The following is a 16121-nucleotide window of genomic DNA, read 5'->3' on the forward strand; positions in this document are numbered from 1 at the left end:
CCCGATCAGCAAAACTGCGGCCATGATAAAGCTTTATGGGCGGGGGGGCGATTGCCGGGAAAGGGTGGCGAGGCCTATCTGGACCAGCTTAGGAACTCTGAGCTGTCGAGTGCAACGAGGCTGCGATCTGACCTCTTTGATCTTTTTGATCTTTTTGATCTTTTGATCTTTCGCTTGAGCTCCAAATAGCCCAGGAAAGATCGCAGCCTCGTTGCACTCGACAGCTCCTACACAGCTCCTACGGGACCCTGCGGGACCAAGCTAGTGCTCAGTCCTGGGTGTTGAGGCCATTTAACGCGCAATACTCAGCCCATTCCATCCCCGCCATCTCCGCGACTTCCTTGTGCACCTCCAGGCGCTGGGCCTGGTACTCCGCGGGCGAGGCCGCGGTCAGTTGCAGGGTCAGTTCCCAGGCAAACAGGCCTAGGCGCTCGGCCTCGGCTTCGAAGGCTTCATGCAACCGCTCGGCGCGGTACTGCGCGGCGGTCTCGCCCTTGGCCTGGGCCAGCAGCGGGTTGAGGTGGTCCAATTCGACGCGCAGTTCGGGGCGCTCATCGAGGAATTTTTCCAGGGCTCGTTCGTGTTGCTGTTCGGTTGCCGCCATGGTCACTCCTTGGGGGATGCTGACTGCTTCTTGCTGGCCTTGGCCGCAGCCGCCAGGCATTCGAGGGCGAACTGTTCGGTGTAGGTCATCTGGATCGGCGTGGTTTCGCCCTTGACGGTGCGTTCGCCGTCGAGGATGTAGCGAACCCGCTTGTCGGTGACGCCGATGCGCTTGGCGATCCAGGACGGTGTCTGGCCGATCTGGCTGATCAGTTTGTCGGCGTATTCGGCGGTGGGTTTGTAGAATTCGGCGTTGGGGGTCATGGGGTGTTCCGCGTGGCTGGTGACAGTGGCGCGACAGGGTGCGTGAATCGCAGGCCGATGTCCCGTGTAAATTTCAGTAAAGCAGCACGAAGGCCTGGGTCGCAGTGCTACAGTCGGTTTTTTTCTTGATGAGTGAGCACCATGCGAATGTTGACCGTGGCCCTGGCCGCAACCTTGCTGGCCGGCTGCGCGGGTTCGGCGATGAACGAGGCCCGGACCCAGGCCCCTTACAAGACCCTGACTTCGGACAAACCCGAACAGGTCGTCGCCCAGTGTGTGCAGTTCTCCTGGCAGGACGAAGCGGTGTTCGGTGTCGATGCCGGCGCCTACCTGCAACCGGGCAAGCCAAGCGGCTTGACGGTCTACACCCGCTCGGCCGAATCGTTTGTCGATGTGCATGCCGGGGCGACAGGCACCGAGTTGAGTTATTACGCCAAGCATGACGACTTCGTGGCCAAGCGCCGGTTGGCGGCGTTGGCGACGTGTCTTTAAGTAGATAGACCGAGGTGCCTGCCATCGCGAGCAGGCTCGCTCCCACAGGGTCAGTATTTCAATTGGTCTGAGTCAGGCGCTTCTGGAAGAAGAAGTGCTGGTGGCCTGGCGGGTAGTCGTCGATCTGGCCGATTTGCGTGAAGCCGTGTTTGCGGTAGAACTCCGGGGCCTGGAAGTCGAAGGTGTCCAGCCAGATGCCCACGCAGTTTTTCTCCCGGGCCAGTTCTTCGGCCATCTGCATCAGGGTCGAGCCCGTGCCCTGGCGCCGGGCCTGTTCCGGCACCACCAGCAGCTCGATATACAGCCAGCGGAAAAACACTCGGCCGTAGAGCCCCCCGACAATTTCGTCTTGTTCATCGCGCACCAGCCATGCGACCAGTTCAGGCACCGTCCCGCCGGTCTTGGCCGTGTTATAGGCGCGTAGCGGGGCGATGATGGCTTGGCGTTCTGCGTCGGTGGGCGTGTCCGTGCGTTCGATTCGTAGCGTCATCGGTGATGTCCTTATTCAGTCAAGATCAACCGCAGGAGCCTATCCCAAAGGCTACCGTGGCGTCACCCGGTCGACTTGGAAGCAGGCGCATTACGCAAACCGGGCCATACTAGCTAGTTGCTTGATGCGATCCCCGACTTTTTAGAACAAGAACAGGCCGACTCATGAAGTTCGAATCCTTTGCCCGGATCCTCGTTGCGACCACCCTGACCCTCAGTTGTGTGTATGCCCAGGCCGCCTCCCAGGCGCCGGTGGCTGCCGAGAGCGGCATGGTGGTCACCGCCCAGCACCTGGCGACCCACGTGGGCGTCGATGTGCTCAAGAACGGCGGCAATGCCGTGGATGCGGCGGTGGCGGTAGGGTATGCCCTGGCGGTGGTGTACCCGGCGGCGGGTAACCTGGGCGGAGGTGGGTTCATGACCCTCCAATTGGCCGATGGCCGCAAGACGTTCCTGGATTTCCGTGAAAAAGCCCCCCTGGCTGCCACCGCCAACATGTACCTGGACAAGGACGGCAACGTCGTCCCCGACCTCAGTACCCGCGGACATCTGGCCGTGGGCGTGCCTGGCACGGTCTCCGGCCTGGAGTTGGCGTTGAAGGCGTACGGCAGCAAACCCCGGGCGGAACTGATCGCCCCGGCCATCAAGTTCGCCGAGGAAGGCTTCACCCTGGAGCAGGGTGATGTCGATCTGCTGGAAACCGCCACCGATGTGTTCAAGAAGGACATGCGCGACTCCGGTGCGATCTTCCTGCACAACGGCGAGCCCATGCAGGTCGGCCAGAAGCTGGTGCAAAAAGACCTCGCCAAGACCCTGCGGGAAATCTCCGCCAAAGGCGCCGACGGTTTCTACAAGGGCTGGGTCGCCGATGCCCTGGTCACCTCCAGCCAGGCCAACAAAGGCATCATCACCCAGGCCGACCTGGACAAGTACAAGACCCGCGAGCTGGCCCCGGTGGAGTGCGACTACCACGGCTACCACATCATCTCGGCGCCGCCGCCCAGTTCCGGCGGGGTAGTGCTGTGCCAGATCATGAACATCCTCGACGGCTATCCGATGAAGGACCTGGGGTTCCATTCGGCCCAGGGCCTGCATTATCAGATCGAAGCCATGCGCCACGCCTACGTGGACCGCAACAGCTACCTGGGTGACCCGGACTTCGTGAAGAACCCCATCGACCATCTGCTGGATAAAAACTACGCCGCCAAACTGCGGGCCGCGATCGAACCGCAAAAGGCCGGCGACTCGCAGAAGATCAAGCCCGGCGTAGCGCCCCATGAGGGCAGCAACACCACCCATTACTCTATCGTCGACCATTGGGGTAACGCCGTTTCGGTCACTTATACCCTGAACGACTGGTTCGGTGCCGGTGTCATGGCGAGCAAGACCGGGGTGATTCTCAACGATGAAATGGACGACTTCACCGCCAAGGTCGGCGTGCCCAATATGTATGGCCTGGTTCAGGGCGAAGCCAACGCCATTGCGCCGGGCAAGGCGCCGCTATCATCCATGAGCCCGACCATTGTCACCAAGGACGGCAAGACGGTCATGGTGGTGGGCACCCCGGGCGGCAGCCGGATCATCACCGCGACGTTATTGACTATCCTCAATGTGATCGACTACGGGATGAACCTCCAGGAGGCTGTCGACGCGCCGCGTTTCCACCAGCAGTGGATGCCGGAGGAAACCAACCTGGAGACCTTTGCGGCCAGCCCGGATACCCAGAAGCTGCTGGAAAGCTGGGGGCACAAGTTTGCCGGCCCGCAGGATCCCAACCACATTGCCGCGATCCTGGTCGGCGCGCCGTCATTGGGCGGCAAGCCGGTGGGCAAGAACCGCTTCTATGGCGCCAACGACCCCCGTCGCAATACCGGGTTGTCGCTGGGATATTAATCCCCTGTAGGCGCTGCCGGAGGCTGCGATCTTTCGGGCCGGGGAAGATCGCAGCCTCGCTTCGCTCCACAGGTCCTACATGACTTGGGTGTCCAATACCGTTCTGAAGAGGGAAGATCATGAACACCGCATTGCTGATCATCGATGTCCAGAACGCACTGTGCAGCGGTGAAGAAGAGTGCTTCGACAGCCAGCGCATCATCCAGACCATCAACGAACTGGCGGCCAAAACCCGGGCCCTCGGCTTGACGGTGGTGCTGATCCAGCACGAAGAATTGGAAGGCTCGCTGACGTATGGTTCTGCCGCCTGGCAACTGGTCGATGACCTGTTGACCGCTGCCGATGACCTGCGGGTGCGCAAGACCACCCCCGATGCCTTCTACCAGACCGACCTGCAACCGTTGTTGCAGGCCCGGGACATCAACCGCCTGGTGATCTGTGGGCTGCAAACCGACTATTGCGTCAACGCTACCGTGCGCCAGGCCCATGCCCTGGGGTACGACGTGGTTTTGGCGGCCGATGCCCACTCCACGGTGGACAACGGCAGCATGGCGGCCGAACAGATCATCGCCAACCACAACAACCGATTGGGGCGTCTGAGCAGCGCGGTATCGCGGATCGATGTGGTGCCGGCTGCCGACATCCGCCTCTGACCCCCCAAACCGATGACAACTGACCCTCTGATCACCGCAGCGGCGCGAGCACTGGTAGCGGGGGATCCTGTCGCTGCGCTCAATCGCGTCGCGCTGCGCAAGGATGCCCCGGCCCTCGCGCTTCGCGGCATTGCCATGGCGCAGCTGGGTGATCTGGTTCGGGCCAGTACCCTGATGCGTCGGGCGGGCGCGGCCTTCGGGCCCACGGAGGCCGTGGCACGGGCGCGCTGTGTGGTCGCCGAAGGCGAAATCGCCCTGGCGTCTCGTGACCTGACTTGGCCGATGAAGCGTCTCGCCGCCGCGCGGGCGGTGCTCGAAACCCACGGCGATCGGGCGAACGTTGCTCATGCCCACACGATCGAAATCCGCCGGCTGCTGTTGATCGGTCGGCTCGACGAGGCCGAACGCAGGCTCGTTGACCTGGATCTTGCCTGGCTGCCCTCGGCATCACGGGCGGCTTGCGAGTTAGTGGCTGCGGGAATCGCCATGCGGCGGTTGCAAACACAGACCGCCCGCGCGGCCCTCGAACGGGCCGGGCAAGCCGCACAGCAAGCGGGAATCGGCGCACTGAGCGCCGAAATTGAAAGCGCCTGGCGGCTACTGCGCACACCCGCCGCGCGTCTGATTGCCCGAGGCGAAGAGCGCTTGCTCGTGCTGGAGGAGGTGCAAGCGCTGTTGGCCGGGTCGGCGTTGGTGGTGGACGCGTGCCGCTATGGGATCAGCGGCGCCGGCATTCAAGTCAGCCTTGCCCGACGACCGGTATTGTTCGCCCTGGCGCGAGGGCTGGCTCAAGCCTGGCCTGGCGATGTACCGAGGGAAACGCTCATGATCCAGGCCTTCGGCTTGAAGCTGACGGATGAATCCCATCGCGCTCGGCTGCGGGTGGAGATGGGGCGGTTGCGGGTAACGCTTCGTCCGTTGGCTGAAGTGAAGGCAACCCAGCGCGGTTTTACCCTGATTCCGCGACAGGCCGACGAGGTCGTGGTGCTGGCGCGAGTCGTCGAGGAGCCCTACGGGGCGGTGCTGGCATTGCTGGCCGACGGTGAAGCCTGGTCCAGTTCAGCCCTGGCGCTGGCCCTGGACATCAGTCAGCGTAGCGTGCAGCGGGCCTTGGAAACGCTGGCCGTCGCCGGTAAGGCGCAGTCGTTCGGGCGCGCCAGGGCCCGTCGCTGGATGGCGCCACCGATGCCCGGATTCGCGACGGTATTGTTACTCACCGCACTGCCATCCCAGGCTTAGGCTGCAGTCACACCCCATTCATGAGGCGAGAGAGATGAAACATTCAGAGGCACAGATCCTGCGTGAATACGGTCCTTTTCCGGGCGTCGATTGCGTGCACGGCGTGAGCCATGACGGCGAGTGTGTCTGGTTCGCTTCGGGCGACAAGTTGCATGCCCTTGATCCCGCCAGTGGCCAGCCCATGCATTCGCTCGATGTCCCGGCGAATGCGGGCACGGCGTTCGACGGTGAGCATTTATTCCAGATCGCCGGCGACAGCATCCGCAAGATCGATCCACGCACCGGTCAAGTATTGGCGACGATTCCGGCCCCCAACAGCGGTGATGATTCCGGCCTGGCGTGGGCCGAAGGATCGCTCTGGGTCGGTCAGTACAAGGCGCGCAAGATACTGCAGATCGACCCCGCCGACGGCAGGGTCCTGCGCACCATCGAATCCAACCGCTTTGTCACGGGCGTGACCTGGGTCGATGGAGAGCTTTGGCACGGCACCTGGGAAAACGACGAGAGTGACCTGCGGCGTATCGATCCGCAAACGGCGCAAGTGCTGGAAAGCGTGACGATGCCGCCAGGGGTTGGAGTGTCGGGGTTGGAGTCCGACGGGGCCGACCGGTTTTTCTGTGGCGGCGGTGGCAGTGGCAAGGTGAGGGCGGTGCGTCGGCCGGCGTGAGGCGGGGCTTGCGCAATGGGTTGGGAGAACACCCTGTAGGAGCTGTCGAGTGCAACGAGGCTGCGATCTTTCCCCTGCCCATTGAGTCAAGAGTGAAAGATCAAAATCAAAAGATCGTCCGAACGCGGCCCGAGCCTTCGCCAGCTCCTACAGAATCCAGGGGCCCCTTGCCACAAAGGTGTCCGTCACATCACGGCGCGCCGAGCACCATCGTCCAGTACACCCCCGCATCACTGCGCGAATCGCTGGCCGAAGCTGCGCCCATCTGGGTGAACATCGGGTTCATGAGGTTGGCGCAGTGCCCCGGGCTGGCCAGCCAGTCTTGCATGGCCTGGCTCGGTGAGCGTTGTCCGGCGGCGATGTTCTCGCCCAGTTTACGTCCGCGAAAGCCGGCGCGCTTGGCCCGATCGGAAGAAGAGCGACCGTCCGGGTCGCGATGGGCGAAATAATTCTCGCGGGCCATCGACCGGCTGTGGCCTTGGGCGGCGGTTCCCAGCGCGGCGTTCCAGCTCAGCGGCCGGGCCGCCGCGAAGCGCTGGCGCCCGCACATTCGTGGCTTGGCCCTGGCGGCGTTGACCTGGGCCAGCAGCGACTTGTCCGCCGCACCCGCGTCGCTCATCCGTGTGCCACCCATGGGTTGCGCCAGCACCACACGCCATTGATCACCGACCCGATTGACGCCGATGTCGGCGTACTGGTTGTTCAGCAGCGCGGTGCAATGTTCGTCTGCCAGCCTGTCGAACGCTTCTTCGGCGTCCCACGCATCGGTCAAGCGAATGCTGCGCACGGCCCGAGCTTGATAGCCGGCGTTTTTCAAGGTTTCCCGCAGGCCACCGCGAAGGCCAATCGGCAAACCCAGGCTTGAACGCAGCACCAGCGGCGGCGTGGCACGTACTGTGCGCCATTCACAGCGGCGCGACTGGCTACGGAAATCGTTGATGGCCTCCACCAGCTGCCTTTCGCCGCGGGCATGGGCGGGGCTGGCGAATAGAGGAAACAGGGCAAGCAAGCACAGCGAAACGAAACGGCAAGAGCGAACAGGGTGGCGCATGGGGCGAACGGCTCAAGAGGGGGAGTTGCCATAGCGCCAGGCTTGGCGCCGATCAGCTGGAAAACCCGCCGCTGCAGATCGGCGGGGGTTTCACGGCTGGGGTAGGACTGTCGGTTTTGGAACAAGTTTCAGGAAGGCGAAGACTATCTGTGGGCTGGCACAACGGTGTTCAGTCAGTTCAAGTGTGCTCAGCCACAGGCACCTTGACCCGCTCAACCTTGCGATAGGTCAGCAACACGATGCCCGTCACCACAATCGCGCCACCCATCACCTGGCCCGGGTTGAGCATCTGGTCCAGCACCAGCCAGCCGATCAGCAGCGTGGCCAGCGGTTCGATGTTCATCACCGGGGCGTTGCGCGGCATGTCCAGGCGGGGCACGGAAATGAACAGCACGGTAAACCCGGTGCCATAGAGCACCACCAGGGTCGCCAGGGCGAACCAGCCGGTGTTGCTGGCTGGCAGGTCGAAACCGCCGGGCAGGGCGCCTGTCAGGCCAGCGAGGTTGACGCTGCTGAAGACGATGAAGATCGTCAGCAGGCTGCGGACCGAGCCGCGCACCTGGGACAACTTGTGATCGGTGATCCACAATGCGCAGGCAAAGGCGCAAGCGGCGCCAAAGGCCAGGCCCACCCCGAGCAGCCATTGCGGGCCGACGCCGTGCCCGGACGATAACCTCGCCGGCACTTCCAACACGAACACCAGGCCCACCAGGATCATGCCCATCAACGCAGCCGTGCGCGCCGTCGGGCGTGGTCCGCCCAGGGCCCAGGTCAGCAAGGCCAGCAGTATCGGAAACACGTTGCCCACCAGCAGCGCCAACGCCACTGGCACCCGGGCCACGGCGGAGTACAGGCACAGGCTCTGGGCGCCGATCAACAGCCCCAGCGCCAATTGCCAACGCCACGTACCGGGCGGCAGGCGCAGGCTCTGTCGTTGCCAGAGCACCATCGCAGCCAGCACCAGCAGCGTCCCGCCCGAGCGCAGCAGGATCGCCAGCAGCACACCGGCACCGTCATCGAACGCGGCCCGCGCGGCGACGTGGTTGCCGGCGAAGGCACAGCCCATGCACAGCAGGACGAGCACCGCGAGGTGGCGGGGTAACGGTGTGGGGGTGTCAGGTACGGCGATGGAGTGGGTCATGGCAGGTGTCTCGAAGGCGACCGCCAAGGCAAAAGGCCCCGGATCGGTTGTTTTTAGTTATAGGTTGTCGTACGACTGTAAGGTTTTTACCTCGTGGGGTGCAAGGGACAAGATCTGCGGGCCTGTGCGCTCGGTTGCATTAGTGCGTGTCGCCTCGCAATATCTGCTTTTTTTAGAATTGGAATGCGTTGTTTTTGAGAAGGATCGGTATTTCCTTTGTTTTGGTGTGTATATCCGTTTCTGCGGTAATGGCCACTTAGGGTTCCGCCCTGACGGCGGCTCACTTTTGAGAAGCGCAAAAGTAAGCAAAACGCTCCTGCCCCACCACTCGGTGCCTCGCCTAGGCTCGGCATGCCCTCACTCCGGCATTGCTCCGTGGGCCGCCGCGAAGGGCCATCCATGGCCCAGCGCGGCTACCTCGGCATCCATGCCGAGGTGCCCACTCCACAATGCCTGCGTTCGACCAGCGTGGTTAACGGGGCGCCGAGATCAACGGCCACCGCGAGGCGGCCTAACGGCCGGCCTGGTTCTTGGTGGAGACCGCGTTTCTCCTGTGGGAGCGGGCTTGCTCGCGAAGGCGGTGGGTCGGTTTGTGGTGATGTTGGATGTGCCGGCCTCATCGCGAGCAGGCTCGCTCCCACAGGTGATTCTGGGTGTCCATGAGTCTTGTGTTCACCGCAGGCCATTGTGGGAGCGAGCTTGCTCGCGAAGGCGGTGCCATAGTCGATGAAGATGTTGGATGTGCCGGCCTCATCGCGAGCAGGCTCGCTCCCACAGGTGATTCTGGGTGTCCATGAGTCTTGTGTTCACCGCAGGTCATTGTGGGAGCGAGCTTGCTCGCGAAGGCGGTGCCATAGTCGATGAAGAGGTTGGATGTGCCGGCCTCATCGCGAGCAGGCTCGCTCCCACAGGTGATTCTGGGTGTCCATGAGTCTTGTGTTCACCGCAGGCCAATGTGGGAGCGAGCTTGCTCGCGATGGCGGTGGTTCAGCTACATAGATGTTGGACGTGTCGCGCTCTTGCTTTGCTTTGCTTTGGATTTTGATCTCGACGCCCCGTCAAACCACGCTGGCCGAACGCAGGCATTGCGCAGTGGGCATCCCGGCATGGATGCCGAGGTAGCCGCGCTGGGCCATGGATGGCCCTTCGCGGCGGGCCCACGGAGCAATGCCGGAGTGAGGGCACACCGAGCCTAGGCGAGGTGCCGAGTGGTGGGGCAAAGCGCTTTTGGTTACTTTTGGCGCTTCTCCAAAAGTGACCCGCCGTAAGGGCGGAACCGCCAGCCGCCGTTACCGAAATAACGGATATACACACCAAATAAAAATGAACAGCATTACGCACATTGCCCGGCACTTTGCTGTACAACAATCAGGCCGCTGTGTCGTTTACAGCATTGCCCTTCTGGCGGAAACTCATGCGCCTGGCCGATTTCATTCTCGACAATATCGAGCCGATTCTTCAGGCGTGGAAAGACTTCGCCAAAACCATCACCCCCGCGTCCATTGGCATGGATGCCGTGGCCCTGCGCGACCATGCCGAGCAGATGTTGCGCACCATCGCTGCTGACCTGCGCACCTCACAAACACGCAACGAGGCAATTGCCAAGTCCCATGGCGAGGCTCCGCCGGCTGACGCCGAAACCGCCGCCGAAACCCATGCGGTCATCCGTCAGTTCTCGGGTTTTACCGTGGAGCAAATGGTTTCCGAGTACCGGGCCCTGCGTACTGGCGTGCTTATGCTCTGGATGCCGCACACGCAGTTGGATCACAAGCAGGTCATGGACGATCTGATTCGATTCAACGAGGCCGTGGACCAGGCCTTGTCCGAGTCCGTTGTCAGTTACTCGGGGGGGGGATGCATCGCGCAATATCTTTCTCGGGATTCTGGGGCATGACCTGCGCAGCCCCTTGGGCGCGATCCTGCTGAGTTCCGAGGTGCTGCTGCGGGCGGGGGACCTGCCCGCCAAAGCCACCAAGATCACTTCGCGCATCTACACCAGCGTCAAGCGGGCCAACAAAATCGTCGGCGATCTATTGGATTTCACCCGCACCCAACTCGGCACGGGTATTCCGGTGCAGCGCGTCAACGGCGATCTGGTGGCGGCCTGCGAAGGCATGGTGGAGGAGGCACGGGCCTATCACCCGGAAAGCGAAATCCGCTTTGAAACGACCGGTGCCCTGGTGGGGGTGTTTGATCCGGCCTGCATGGAGCAGGTATTCGCCAACCTGATTGGCAATGCCGTCCAGCATGGTGCCGAAGGCACACCGGTGACTGTTTCGTTGAGCGTTGAAAAGGGTATGGCTGTGATCGCGATCAACAACCAGGGCAAGCCTATCGAGAAAAAGGCCATCGCCAGCCTCTTCAACCCGTTGATCCGGCATCTGCGCAGCGGTGAAGCGCAGTACGGTGCCACGGCCGGGCTCGGACTGGGCCTACACATCGCCTCGGCGATCGTATCGGCCCATCAGGGCACCATCGAGATTCACTCGAAGGCGCGAGTCGGCACGACCGTTACGGTTCGTGTACCGCTGAACCCGGGCTGATCGATTGTCCGAAAGAGCAGGCTTGCATACTTGTACGATGTCTTATCACGTAGTAAAACTGTCGTCCCGTCCAATAGTAATTAACGGAGACGCACCGATGGATGCTTCGCAATCTGCAACCGCCGCCGATCAGGGGCGCCGGGTATTCCTGAAACGGTCCCTGGTGGTCTCGGCCGCTGCGGCCGCCCTTGGCAACCTGCCAGGGCTCGCCCAGGCCGAACCCTTGAGCCAGCGTTACCCGGACCCGCTGATCAATATCCTTGACCCCAGCTTCATGGACTTGCGCATCTTCAACGCCAGCGTGGAGAAACTCGCCACCGGCCTGCGTTGGGCAGAAGGGCCGGTGTGGGTCGGTGACGGTCGTTACCTGCTGGTCAGCGACATTCCCAACAACCGCATTGTGCGCTGGGATGAAATTACCGGTGGCCTGTCGGTCTACCGCGAGAACTCCAACTTCTCCAACGGCATGTGCCGCGATCGCCAGGGCCGGCTGCTGGTGTGCGAAGGCTCCACCACCGCCAGCGAAGGCCGGCGCATCACCCGCACTGAGCACAACGGCACTCTCACCGTGCTGGCGGACAGTTTCGAGGGCAAGCCTTTCAACTCGCCCAACGACATCGTCTGCAAGCGGGACGGTTCGGTCTGGTTCACCGACCCGCCGTTCCAGACCGGTAACAACTATGAGGGGCACAAAGTCACCCCCGCCCAGCCTCACGCGGTGTATCGCATCGACGGCGAAACCAGCAAAGTCACCCGGGTCATCGATGACCTGGCGGGGCCGAACGGCTTGTGTTTTTCCCCGGACGAGAAAATCCTCTACGTGGTCGAAGGCCGGGCCAAGCCCAACCGCTTGATCTGGGCGATCACGGTCAAGGACGACGGCACGTTGGGCGAGCGGCGCAAGCACATCGAAGGCCTGGATTACGCGGCGATCGATGGGATCAAATGCGACGAGAGTGGCAACCTCTGGTGCGGCTGGGGCGGTAATGGCGACCCCAAGGCCGACCTGGAAAAACTCGACGGCGTGCGGGTGTTCAACCCGAAAGGTAAGGCTATCGGGCACATCTCCCTGCCGGAGCGCTGCCCCAACGTCTGCTTCGGTGGCCGGGAAGGCAATCGGTTGTTCATGGCCGGCAGCCACTCGTTGTATTCGCTGTTCGTGAATACCCGGGGGGCGACGTTTGCCTGATTGAACGGTTCTCCATTGTGGCCTGGGCTCTGTAGGAGCTGGCGAAGCCTGCGATCTTTTGATCTTGATCTTGATCTTTCACTTGCGACTCAATTGTCTGGGACAAGATCGCAGCCTCATTGCACTCGACAGCTCCTACGCAGCTCCTACGCAGCTCCAGGGCGGGTACCGGCGGGAGCAGTCGCTGGCCACGGATGTCCTGTGTTTTCTGATAGGTTCAGGGTTGTCCGCAACTCCACAGCTCTACGGTCGGCGGGTCCTCTGTCGGCGGTCCCAACCAGAAGCTCATCGGCCGACAACGGCCATCGAAACACAATTGATAGTCGCCGGCCTGCGGCGTGCGGCCCAGTTTCAGTGGTTGCAGGGGCGGCATCTGGCGTTGGTAGTGCCAACTGCCATTTTCCAGTCGGGCGTTTTCGGGAATCTCCATGCCCGCGCCATTGCCTTTGACCCTGGCCTCGCCCAGGACCAGGCCCTGTTCGCTGAGACGATAGTCTTCCTCCCAGCGGATTTTCTCGATGGTGTGGTCCCACGCCAGGGTGAAGCTGCTGACCTCAAGTTGTGCCCAGGCCACCCCGGCCAGGCCCAGGCACAAGCCGATCACGCCAGGGCCCGCCCGCTGCGCCGCGAGCGCCAGATGTGCTGCAAGATCATTAGCCCGGCCAACACGAAGCCGATCTCATCGGTCAGCGGCAAGGCCACCACCAGCAACGCGCCAGCCGCAAAGCACAGTAGGCGTTCCCAGGCCGGCATCTTCTGTTGCAGATAGCCGGTGGACGCCATGCCCCAAAGCCCGACGGCCAGCATCGTCTTGATCAGCATGTACGCCGTCATCCACAGGTTGTCGCCCTGGAGCATCAGGGCCGGGTTATAGACCGCCATGAAGGGAACGACGAAGCCGGCGAGGGCGATGCGCACCGCCCAGAAGCTGATCTTCAGGCCGCTTTCCCGGGCAATGGGCGCAGCGGCGAAGCAGGCCAGCGCCACCGGCGGTGTCAGGTCGGCCAGGATGCCGAAATAGAACACGAACATATGCGACACGATCAGCGGCACGCCCAGTTCCAGGAGGGCGGGTGCGGCGATCGAACTGGTGATGATGTAGTTGGGAATGGTCGGGATGCCCATGCCCAGCACCAGGCAAGTGAGCATGGTGAGGATCAGCGACAGCATCAGGTTGTCGCGACCGATGGCGAGGATGTAGCCGGCAAAGGTGGAGGCCACGCCAGTCAGCGAGACCACCGCGATGATGCTGCCCACCAGTGCGCAGGCGATCCCCACCGGAACGGCATGACGCGCGCCGTCCACCAGGGCATGCAGGCAGATGATGAGGGTTTCCCGCGTACCTTTCATGAACCAGCAGGCCACCACCAGCACGCCAATCACCGCAAACACGACGCCGATACCCAGCCGGAAAAAACCGACGCAAAGCACGCCCAACGCGATCCAGAAGGCACAGCGCAAAGCGTAGTTCGAGACCTTGAGAATGATCGCCGAGCCGAGAATCACGATGGCTGTCAACGCCAGGCCGACCATGCCGGAAAACAGCGGTGTGCGTCCGGAAAACAACAGGTAGACCAACACTGCGAGCGGGATCAGCAGGTACCAGCGTTCCTTGACCGCGCCCCAGGCGCTGGGGCACTGGTCCTTGGGCAGGCCCTTGAGGTCGGAGCGTTTGGCTTCCAGGTGAACCATCCAGAACACCGAGCCGAAGTATAGGCTGGCGGGTATCAGCGCAGCCTTGGCGATTTCAACGAACGGCACATTGATGGTTTCGGCCATGATGAAGGCCACCGCGCCCATCACCGGAGGCATGAGCTGGCTGCCCATGCTGGACGTCGCTTCCACACCGCCGGCAAACGCAGCCCTGTAGCCGAAGCGCTTCATCAGTGGGATGGTGAATTGCCCGGTGGTGACGACGTTGGCGATGCCCGATCCGGTGATGGTGCCCATCAGCGCCGAAGACACCACTGACACTTTCGCCGGACCGCCCAGCTTGTGGCCGAACAGGCCCATGGCGAAATCGGTGAACAGCTTGATCATGCCGGCCTTTTCCAGGAAGGCGCCGAACAGGATGAACAGGAAGATGTACGTGGCCGACACATACGTTGGCGTGCCGTACAAGCCTTCGGTGCCGAAAGACAGTTGGTTGATGATTTGATCGACACCATAGCCGCGATGGGCCAAATCGCCCGGCAGATATTCGCCAAACAGGCCATAGGCCAGGAACAGGCCGCAAATGATCGGCAGCGCGATGCCCATCACCCGTCGAGCGGCTTCGAACACCAGCACGACCAGGACCACGCCGATGATCATGTCGGCAGTGGTCAGGTCGCCGGAGCGCTGGATCAGGTCGGCCTCGAACACCCATTGATAGAGGGCCGTCGCCACGCCCGCCAGGCTCAAGACCCAGGCCAGGGGTTGCCAGGGACGCTGCTTGCCATAGGCCGGGTAGCTGAGGAATACCACCCACAGCAGAAAGCCGACATGCACCGCCCGCAGCACGATGCTGGAGACTGGAGAAAACGCGGCGGTGATGATCTGAAACACTGAAAACAACAAGGCCACGTAGAACAGTGTCTTGGGCCAGTCCCGTGGGTCCGTGGCGATACCGTGCTGGTCTTCACTCATGGGGTGCCTGCCTTCTGTTCACATTCAAGGGGCGAAAACACGACGCATCAACGGCGCCGGGTGCCGTTGATGCGTAGGGGGGGGCTACAGCGCGCCCACTTCTTTGTAGTAGCGCTCGGCACCGGGGTGTAGGGCGATTGGCAGGTTTTTCGCGGCGTTTTTCAGGGTGATGTCCTTGGCCGCCGAATGGGAGGTGCCCAGGCGAGTGAGGTTCTCAAAGAGCAGTTTGGTCATCTGATACGCCACCTCATCCGGGACATCCTCATGGGTGACCAGAATGTTGGTGATGGCCACGGTCGGTACGGCGTCGGTCTGGCCATCGTAGGTGTTGGCCGGAATCATCGCGCTTTGGTAGGCCGGGTTACCGATTTTCTCCACCACATCGGTGGGCACCGATATATAGCTCAGCGCCATGGTCGAGGCCAGGTCACGAATGGCCGCCATCCCCAGGCCTGAGGACTGGAGCGTGGCATCCAGTTGCCGGTTCTTGATCAAGTCCACCGACTCGGCGAACGGCAAGTACTGGACCTTCATGTCCTGGTAGGTCAGCCCCGCAGCCTTGAAGATCGCCCGGGCATTGAGTTCGGTGCCGGATTTCGCCGCGCCGACGGAGACGGTCTTGCCCTTGAGGTCTGCCAGGGTCTTGATGCCGGACTCCTTGCTGGCAACGATCTGGATGTAATTGGGGTAGGTGCCGGCGATGGCGCGCAGCTTGGTCAGCGGTGCCTTGAAACCGGCGTCTTCCACGCCGTTCTTGGCATCCGCCACCGAGTCGCCCAGGGCCAGGGCCAGTTCCCCGCGCCCAGCTTGCAGCAGGTTGAGGTTTTCCACCGAGGCCTTGGTGGCCTGAACCGATGTCTTGGCGTCCTGGATGCCACTGCTGTAGATCTGCGACAGCCCGACCCCGATCGGGTAATAAACCCCGCTGGTGCCCCCCGTCAGGATGTTGATATACACCGGGGCTGCCTGGGCCGCAGTCGTTATCGCCAAGGCTGCCGCGGCGGCCAGGAGGGTGAAGCGCTTGTTGACTCGCATGGGAACTCTCCGTCTTGTTATGGCTGTATGCAGAGTCTTTCCACTGTAGTCGAAAGGTGAGTCGAGGCGCCATAGACGCGTCTGTGACGAGGAAGATTGCTCCCGCTGAGCTCTGTAGGAACTATAGGAACTGTGTAGGAGCTGTCGAGTGCAACGAGGCTGCGATCTTTCCCAATACACTTGAATCTCAAGCGAAAGATCAAAAGATCAAAGATCAAAAGATCGCAGGCTTCG

14 protein-coding genes and 1 pseudogene are annotated in these 16121 nt (G+C 62.2%); 7 read left to right on the plus strand and 8 right to left on the minus strand.

Annotation, left to right across the window (positions count from 1 at the left end):
• Positions 1-268 precede the first annotated feature (268 nt).
• Entirely contained in the window at positions 269-604 is a 336-nt protein-coding gene (locus AACY31_RS05695; protein ID WP_339481751.1) for a DUF6388 family protein, read from the minus strand.
• A gap of 2 nt (positions 605-606) precedes the next feature.
• A complete protein-coding gene (locus AACY31_RS05700; protein WP_092222705.1) occupies positions 607-867 on the minus strand; it encodes a hypothetical protein in 261 nt (86 codons plus the stop codon).
• A 141-nt stretch (positions 868-1008) separates the two neighbouring features.
• Between AACY31_RS05700 and AACY31_RS05705 the strand changes: the two genes are divergently transcribed.
• Complete coding sequence (locus AACY31_RS05705; RefSeq protein ID WP_339481746.1) at positions 1009-1359, plus strand: hypothetical protein; 351 nt, start codon at positions 1009-1011, stop codon at positions 1357-1359.
• 58 nt (positions 1360-1417) lie between these two features.
• Here AACY31_RS05705 and AACY31_RS05710 read toward each other — a convergent pair whose 3' ends face one another.
• Positions 1418-1849: a GNAT family N-acetyltransferase gene (locus AACY31_RS05710; protein ID WP_339481744.1), complete on the minus strand. Its 432-nt coding sequence runs from the start codon at positions 1847-1849 to the stop codon at positions 1418-1420.
• Between the two features lie 164 nt (positions 1850-2013).
• Here AACY31_RS05710 and ggt point away from each other — a divergent pair, with 164 nt between their 5' ends.
• The 4 genes from ggt (at position 2014) to AACY31_RS05730 (ending at position 6300) form a co-directional block, all read left to right on the plus strand.
• A complete protein-coding gene (ggt, locus tag AACY31_RS05715) occupies positions 2014-3741 on the plus strand; it encodes a gamma-glutamyltransferase (protein WP_339504087.1) in 1728 nt (575 codons plus the stop codon).
• Positions 3742-3860: 119 nt separating this feature from the next.
• The gene (locus AACY31_RS05720) at positions 3861-4394 is read left to right on the plus strand and encodes a cysteine hydrolase family protein (RefSeq protein WP_339481740.1); all 534 of its coding nucleotides are present in this window, start codon (positions 3861-3863) and stop codon (positions 4392-4394) included.
• A 12-nt stretch (positions 4395-4406) separates the two neighbouring features.
• Entirely contained in the window at positions 4407-5633 is a 1227-nt protein-coding gene (locus AACY31_RS05725; protein WP_339481738.1) for a helix-turn-helix domain-containing protein, read from the plus strand.
• A gap of 34 nt (positions 5634-5667) precedes the next feature.
• Complete coding sequence (locus AACY31_RS05730) at positions 5668-6300, plus strand: Vgb family protein (RefSeq protein WP_339493057.1); 633 nt, start codon at positions 5668-5670, stop codon at positions 6298-6300.
• 190 nt (positions 6301-6490) lie between these two features.
• On the opposite strand, the gene AACY31_RS05735 is transcribed toward AACY31_RS05730, so the two are convergent.
• Positions 6491-7351, minus strand: a complete 861-nt coding sequence (locus tag AACY31_RS05735) for a CAP domain-containing protein (RefSeq protein WP_339481734.1) — start codon at positions 7349-7351, stop codon at positions 6491-6493.
• 178 nt (positions 7352-7529) lie between these two features.
• Entirely contained in the window at positions 7530-8492 is a 963-nt protein-coding gene (locus AACY31_RS05740; RefSeq protein ID WP_339504089.1) for an EamA family transporter, read from the minus strand.
• A 1414-nt stretch (positions 8493-9906) separates the two neighbouring features.
• On the opposite strand from AACY31_RS05740, the pseudogene AACY31_RS05745 reads away from it, so the two are divergent.
• Together AACY31_RS05745 and AACY31_RS05750 are read left to right on the plus strand one after the other, a co-directional pair.
• Positions 9907-11035, plus strand: a pseudogene (locus AACY31_RS05745) (ATP-binding protein).
• Positions 11036-11132: 97 nt separating this feature from the next.
• Positions 11133-12224 (plus strand): SMP-30/gluconolactonase/LRE family protein, encoded by a 1092-nt coding sequence (locus tag AACY31_RS05750; protein ID WP_339482650.1) that lies wholly within the window; start codon positions 11133-11135, stop codon positions 12222-12224.
• A gap of 217 nt (positions 12225-12441) precedes the next feature.
• On the opposite strand, the gene AACY31_RS05755 is transcribed toward AACY31_RS05750, so the two are convergent.
• The 3 genes from AACY31_RS05755 to AACY31_RS05765 all read right to left on the minus strand — a co-directional run bounded on the left by AACY31_RS05755 (position 12442) and on the right by AACY31_RS05765 (position 15887).
• Positions 12442-12828 (minus strand): DUF1850 domain-containing protein, encoded by a 387-nt coding sequence (locus tag AACY31_RS05755; protein ID WP_339482649.1) that lies wholly within the window; start codon positions 12826-12828, stop codon positions 12442-12444.
• Entirely contained in the window at positions 12825-14852 is a 2028-nt protein-coding gene (locus AACY31_RS05760; protein WP_339482648.1) for a TRAP transporter permease, read from the minus strand. Before AACY31_RS05760 ends, AACY31_RS05755 begins: the two co-directional genes overlap by 4 nt.
• 84 nt (positions 14853-14936) lie before the next feature.
• The gene (locus tag AACY31_RS05765; RefSeq protein ID WP_339482647.1) at positions 14937-15887 is read right to left on the minus strand and encodes a TAXI family TRAP transporter solute-binding subunit; all 951 of its coding nucleotides are present in this window, start codon (positions 15885-15887) and stop codon (positions 14937-14939) included.
• Positions 15888-16121 lie beyond the last annotated feature (234 nt).

The organism is Pseudomonas sp. RL_105y_Pfl2_101, from assembly GCF_963970585.1.
Taxonomy (GTDB): domain Bacteria; phylum Pseudomonadota; class Gammaproteobacteria; order Pseudomonadales; family Pseudomonadaceae; genus Aquipseudomonas.

Excerpts from the sequence above, each read along its gene's own strand:
- AACY31_RS05695 (WP_339481751.1), bottom strand. The coding sequence starts at position 604 with ATGGCGGCAACCGAACAGCAACACGAACGAGCCCTGGAAAAATTCCTC.
- AACY31_RS05700 (WP_092222705.1), bottom strand. The coding sequence starts at position 867 with ATGACCCCCAACGCCGAATTCTACAAACCCACCGCCGAATACGCCGAC.
- AACY31_RS05705 (WP_339481746.1), top strand. The coding sequence starts at position 1,009 with ATGCGAATGTTGACCGTGGCCCTGGCCGCAACCTTGCTGGCCGGCTGC.
- AACY31_RS05710 (WP_339481744.1), bottom strand. The coding sequence starts at position 1,849 with ATGACGCTACGAATCGAACGCACGGACACGCCCACCGACGCAGAACGC.
- ggt (WP_339504087.1), top strand. The coding sequence starts at position 2,014 with ATGAAGTTCGAATCCTTTGCCCGGATCCTCGTTGCGACCACCCTGACC.
- AACY31_RS05720 (WP_339481740.1), top strand. The coding sequence starts at position 3,861 with ATGAACACCGCATTGCTGATCATCGATGTCCAGAACGCACTGTGCAGC.
- AACY31_RS05725 (WP_339481738.1), top strand. The coding sequence starts at position 4,407 with ATGACAACTGACCCTCTGATCACCGCAGCGGCGCGAGCACTGGTAGCG.
- AACY31_RS05730 (WP_339493057.1), top strand. The coding sequence starts at position 5,668 with ATGAAACATTCAGAGGCACAGATCCTGCGTGAATACGGTCCTTTTCCG.
- AACY31_RS05735 (WP_339481734.1), bottom strand. The coding sequence starts at position 7,351 with ATGCGCCACCCTGTTCGCTCTTGCCGTTTCGTTTCGCTGTGCTTGCTT.
- AACY31_RS05740 (WP_339504089.1), bottom strand. The coding sequence starts at position 8,492 with ATGACCCACTCCATCGCCGTACCTGACACCCCCACACCGTTACCCCGC.
- AACY31_RS05750 (WP_339482650.1), top strand. The coding sequence starts at position 11,133 with ATGGATGCTTCGCAATCTGCAACCGCCGCCGATCAGGGGCGCCGGGTA.
- AACY31_RS05760 (WP_339482648.1), bottom strand. The coding sequence starts at position 14,852 with ATGAGTGAAGACCAGCACGGTATCGCCACGGACCCACGGGACTGGCCC.
- AACY31_RS05765 (WP_339482647.1), bottom strand. The coding sequence starts at position 15,887 with ATGCGAGTCAACAAGCGCTTCACCCTCCTGGCCGCCGCGGCAGCCTTG.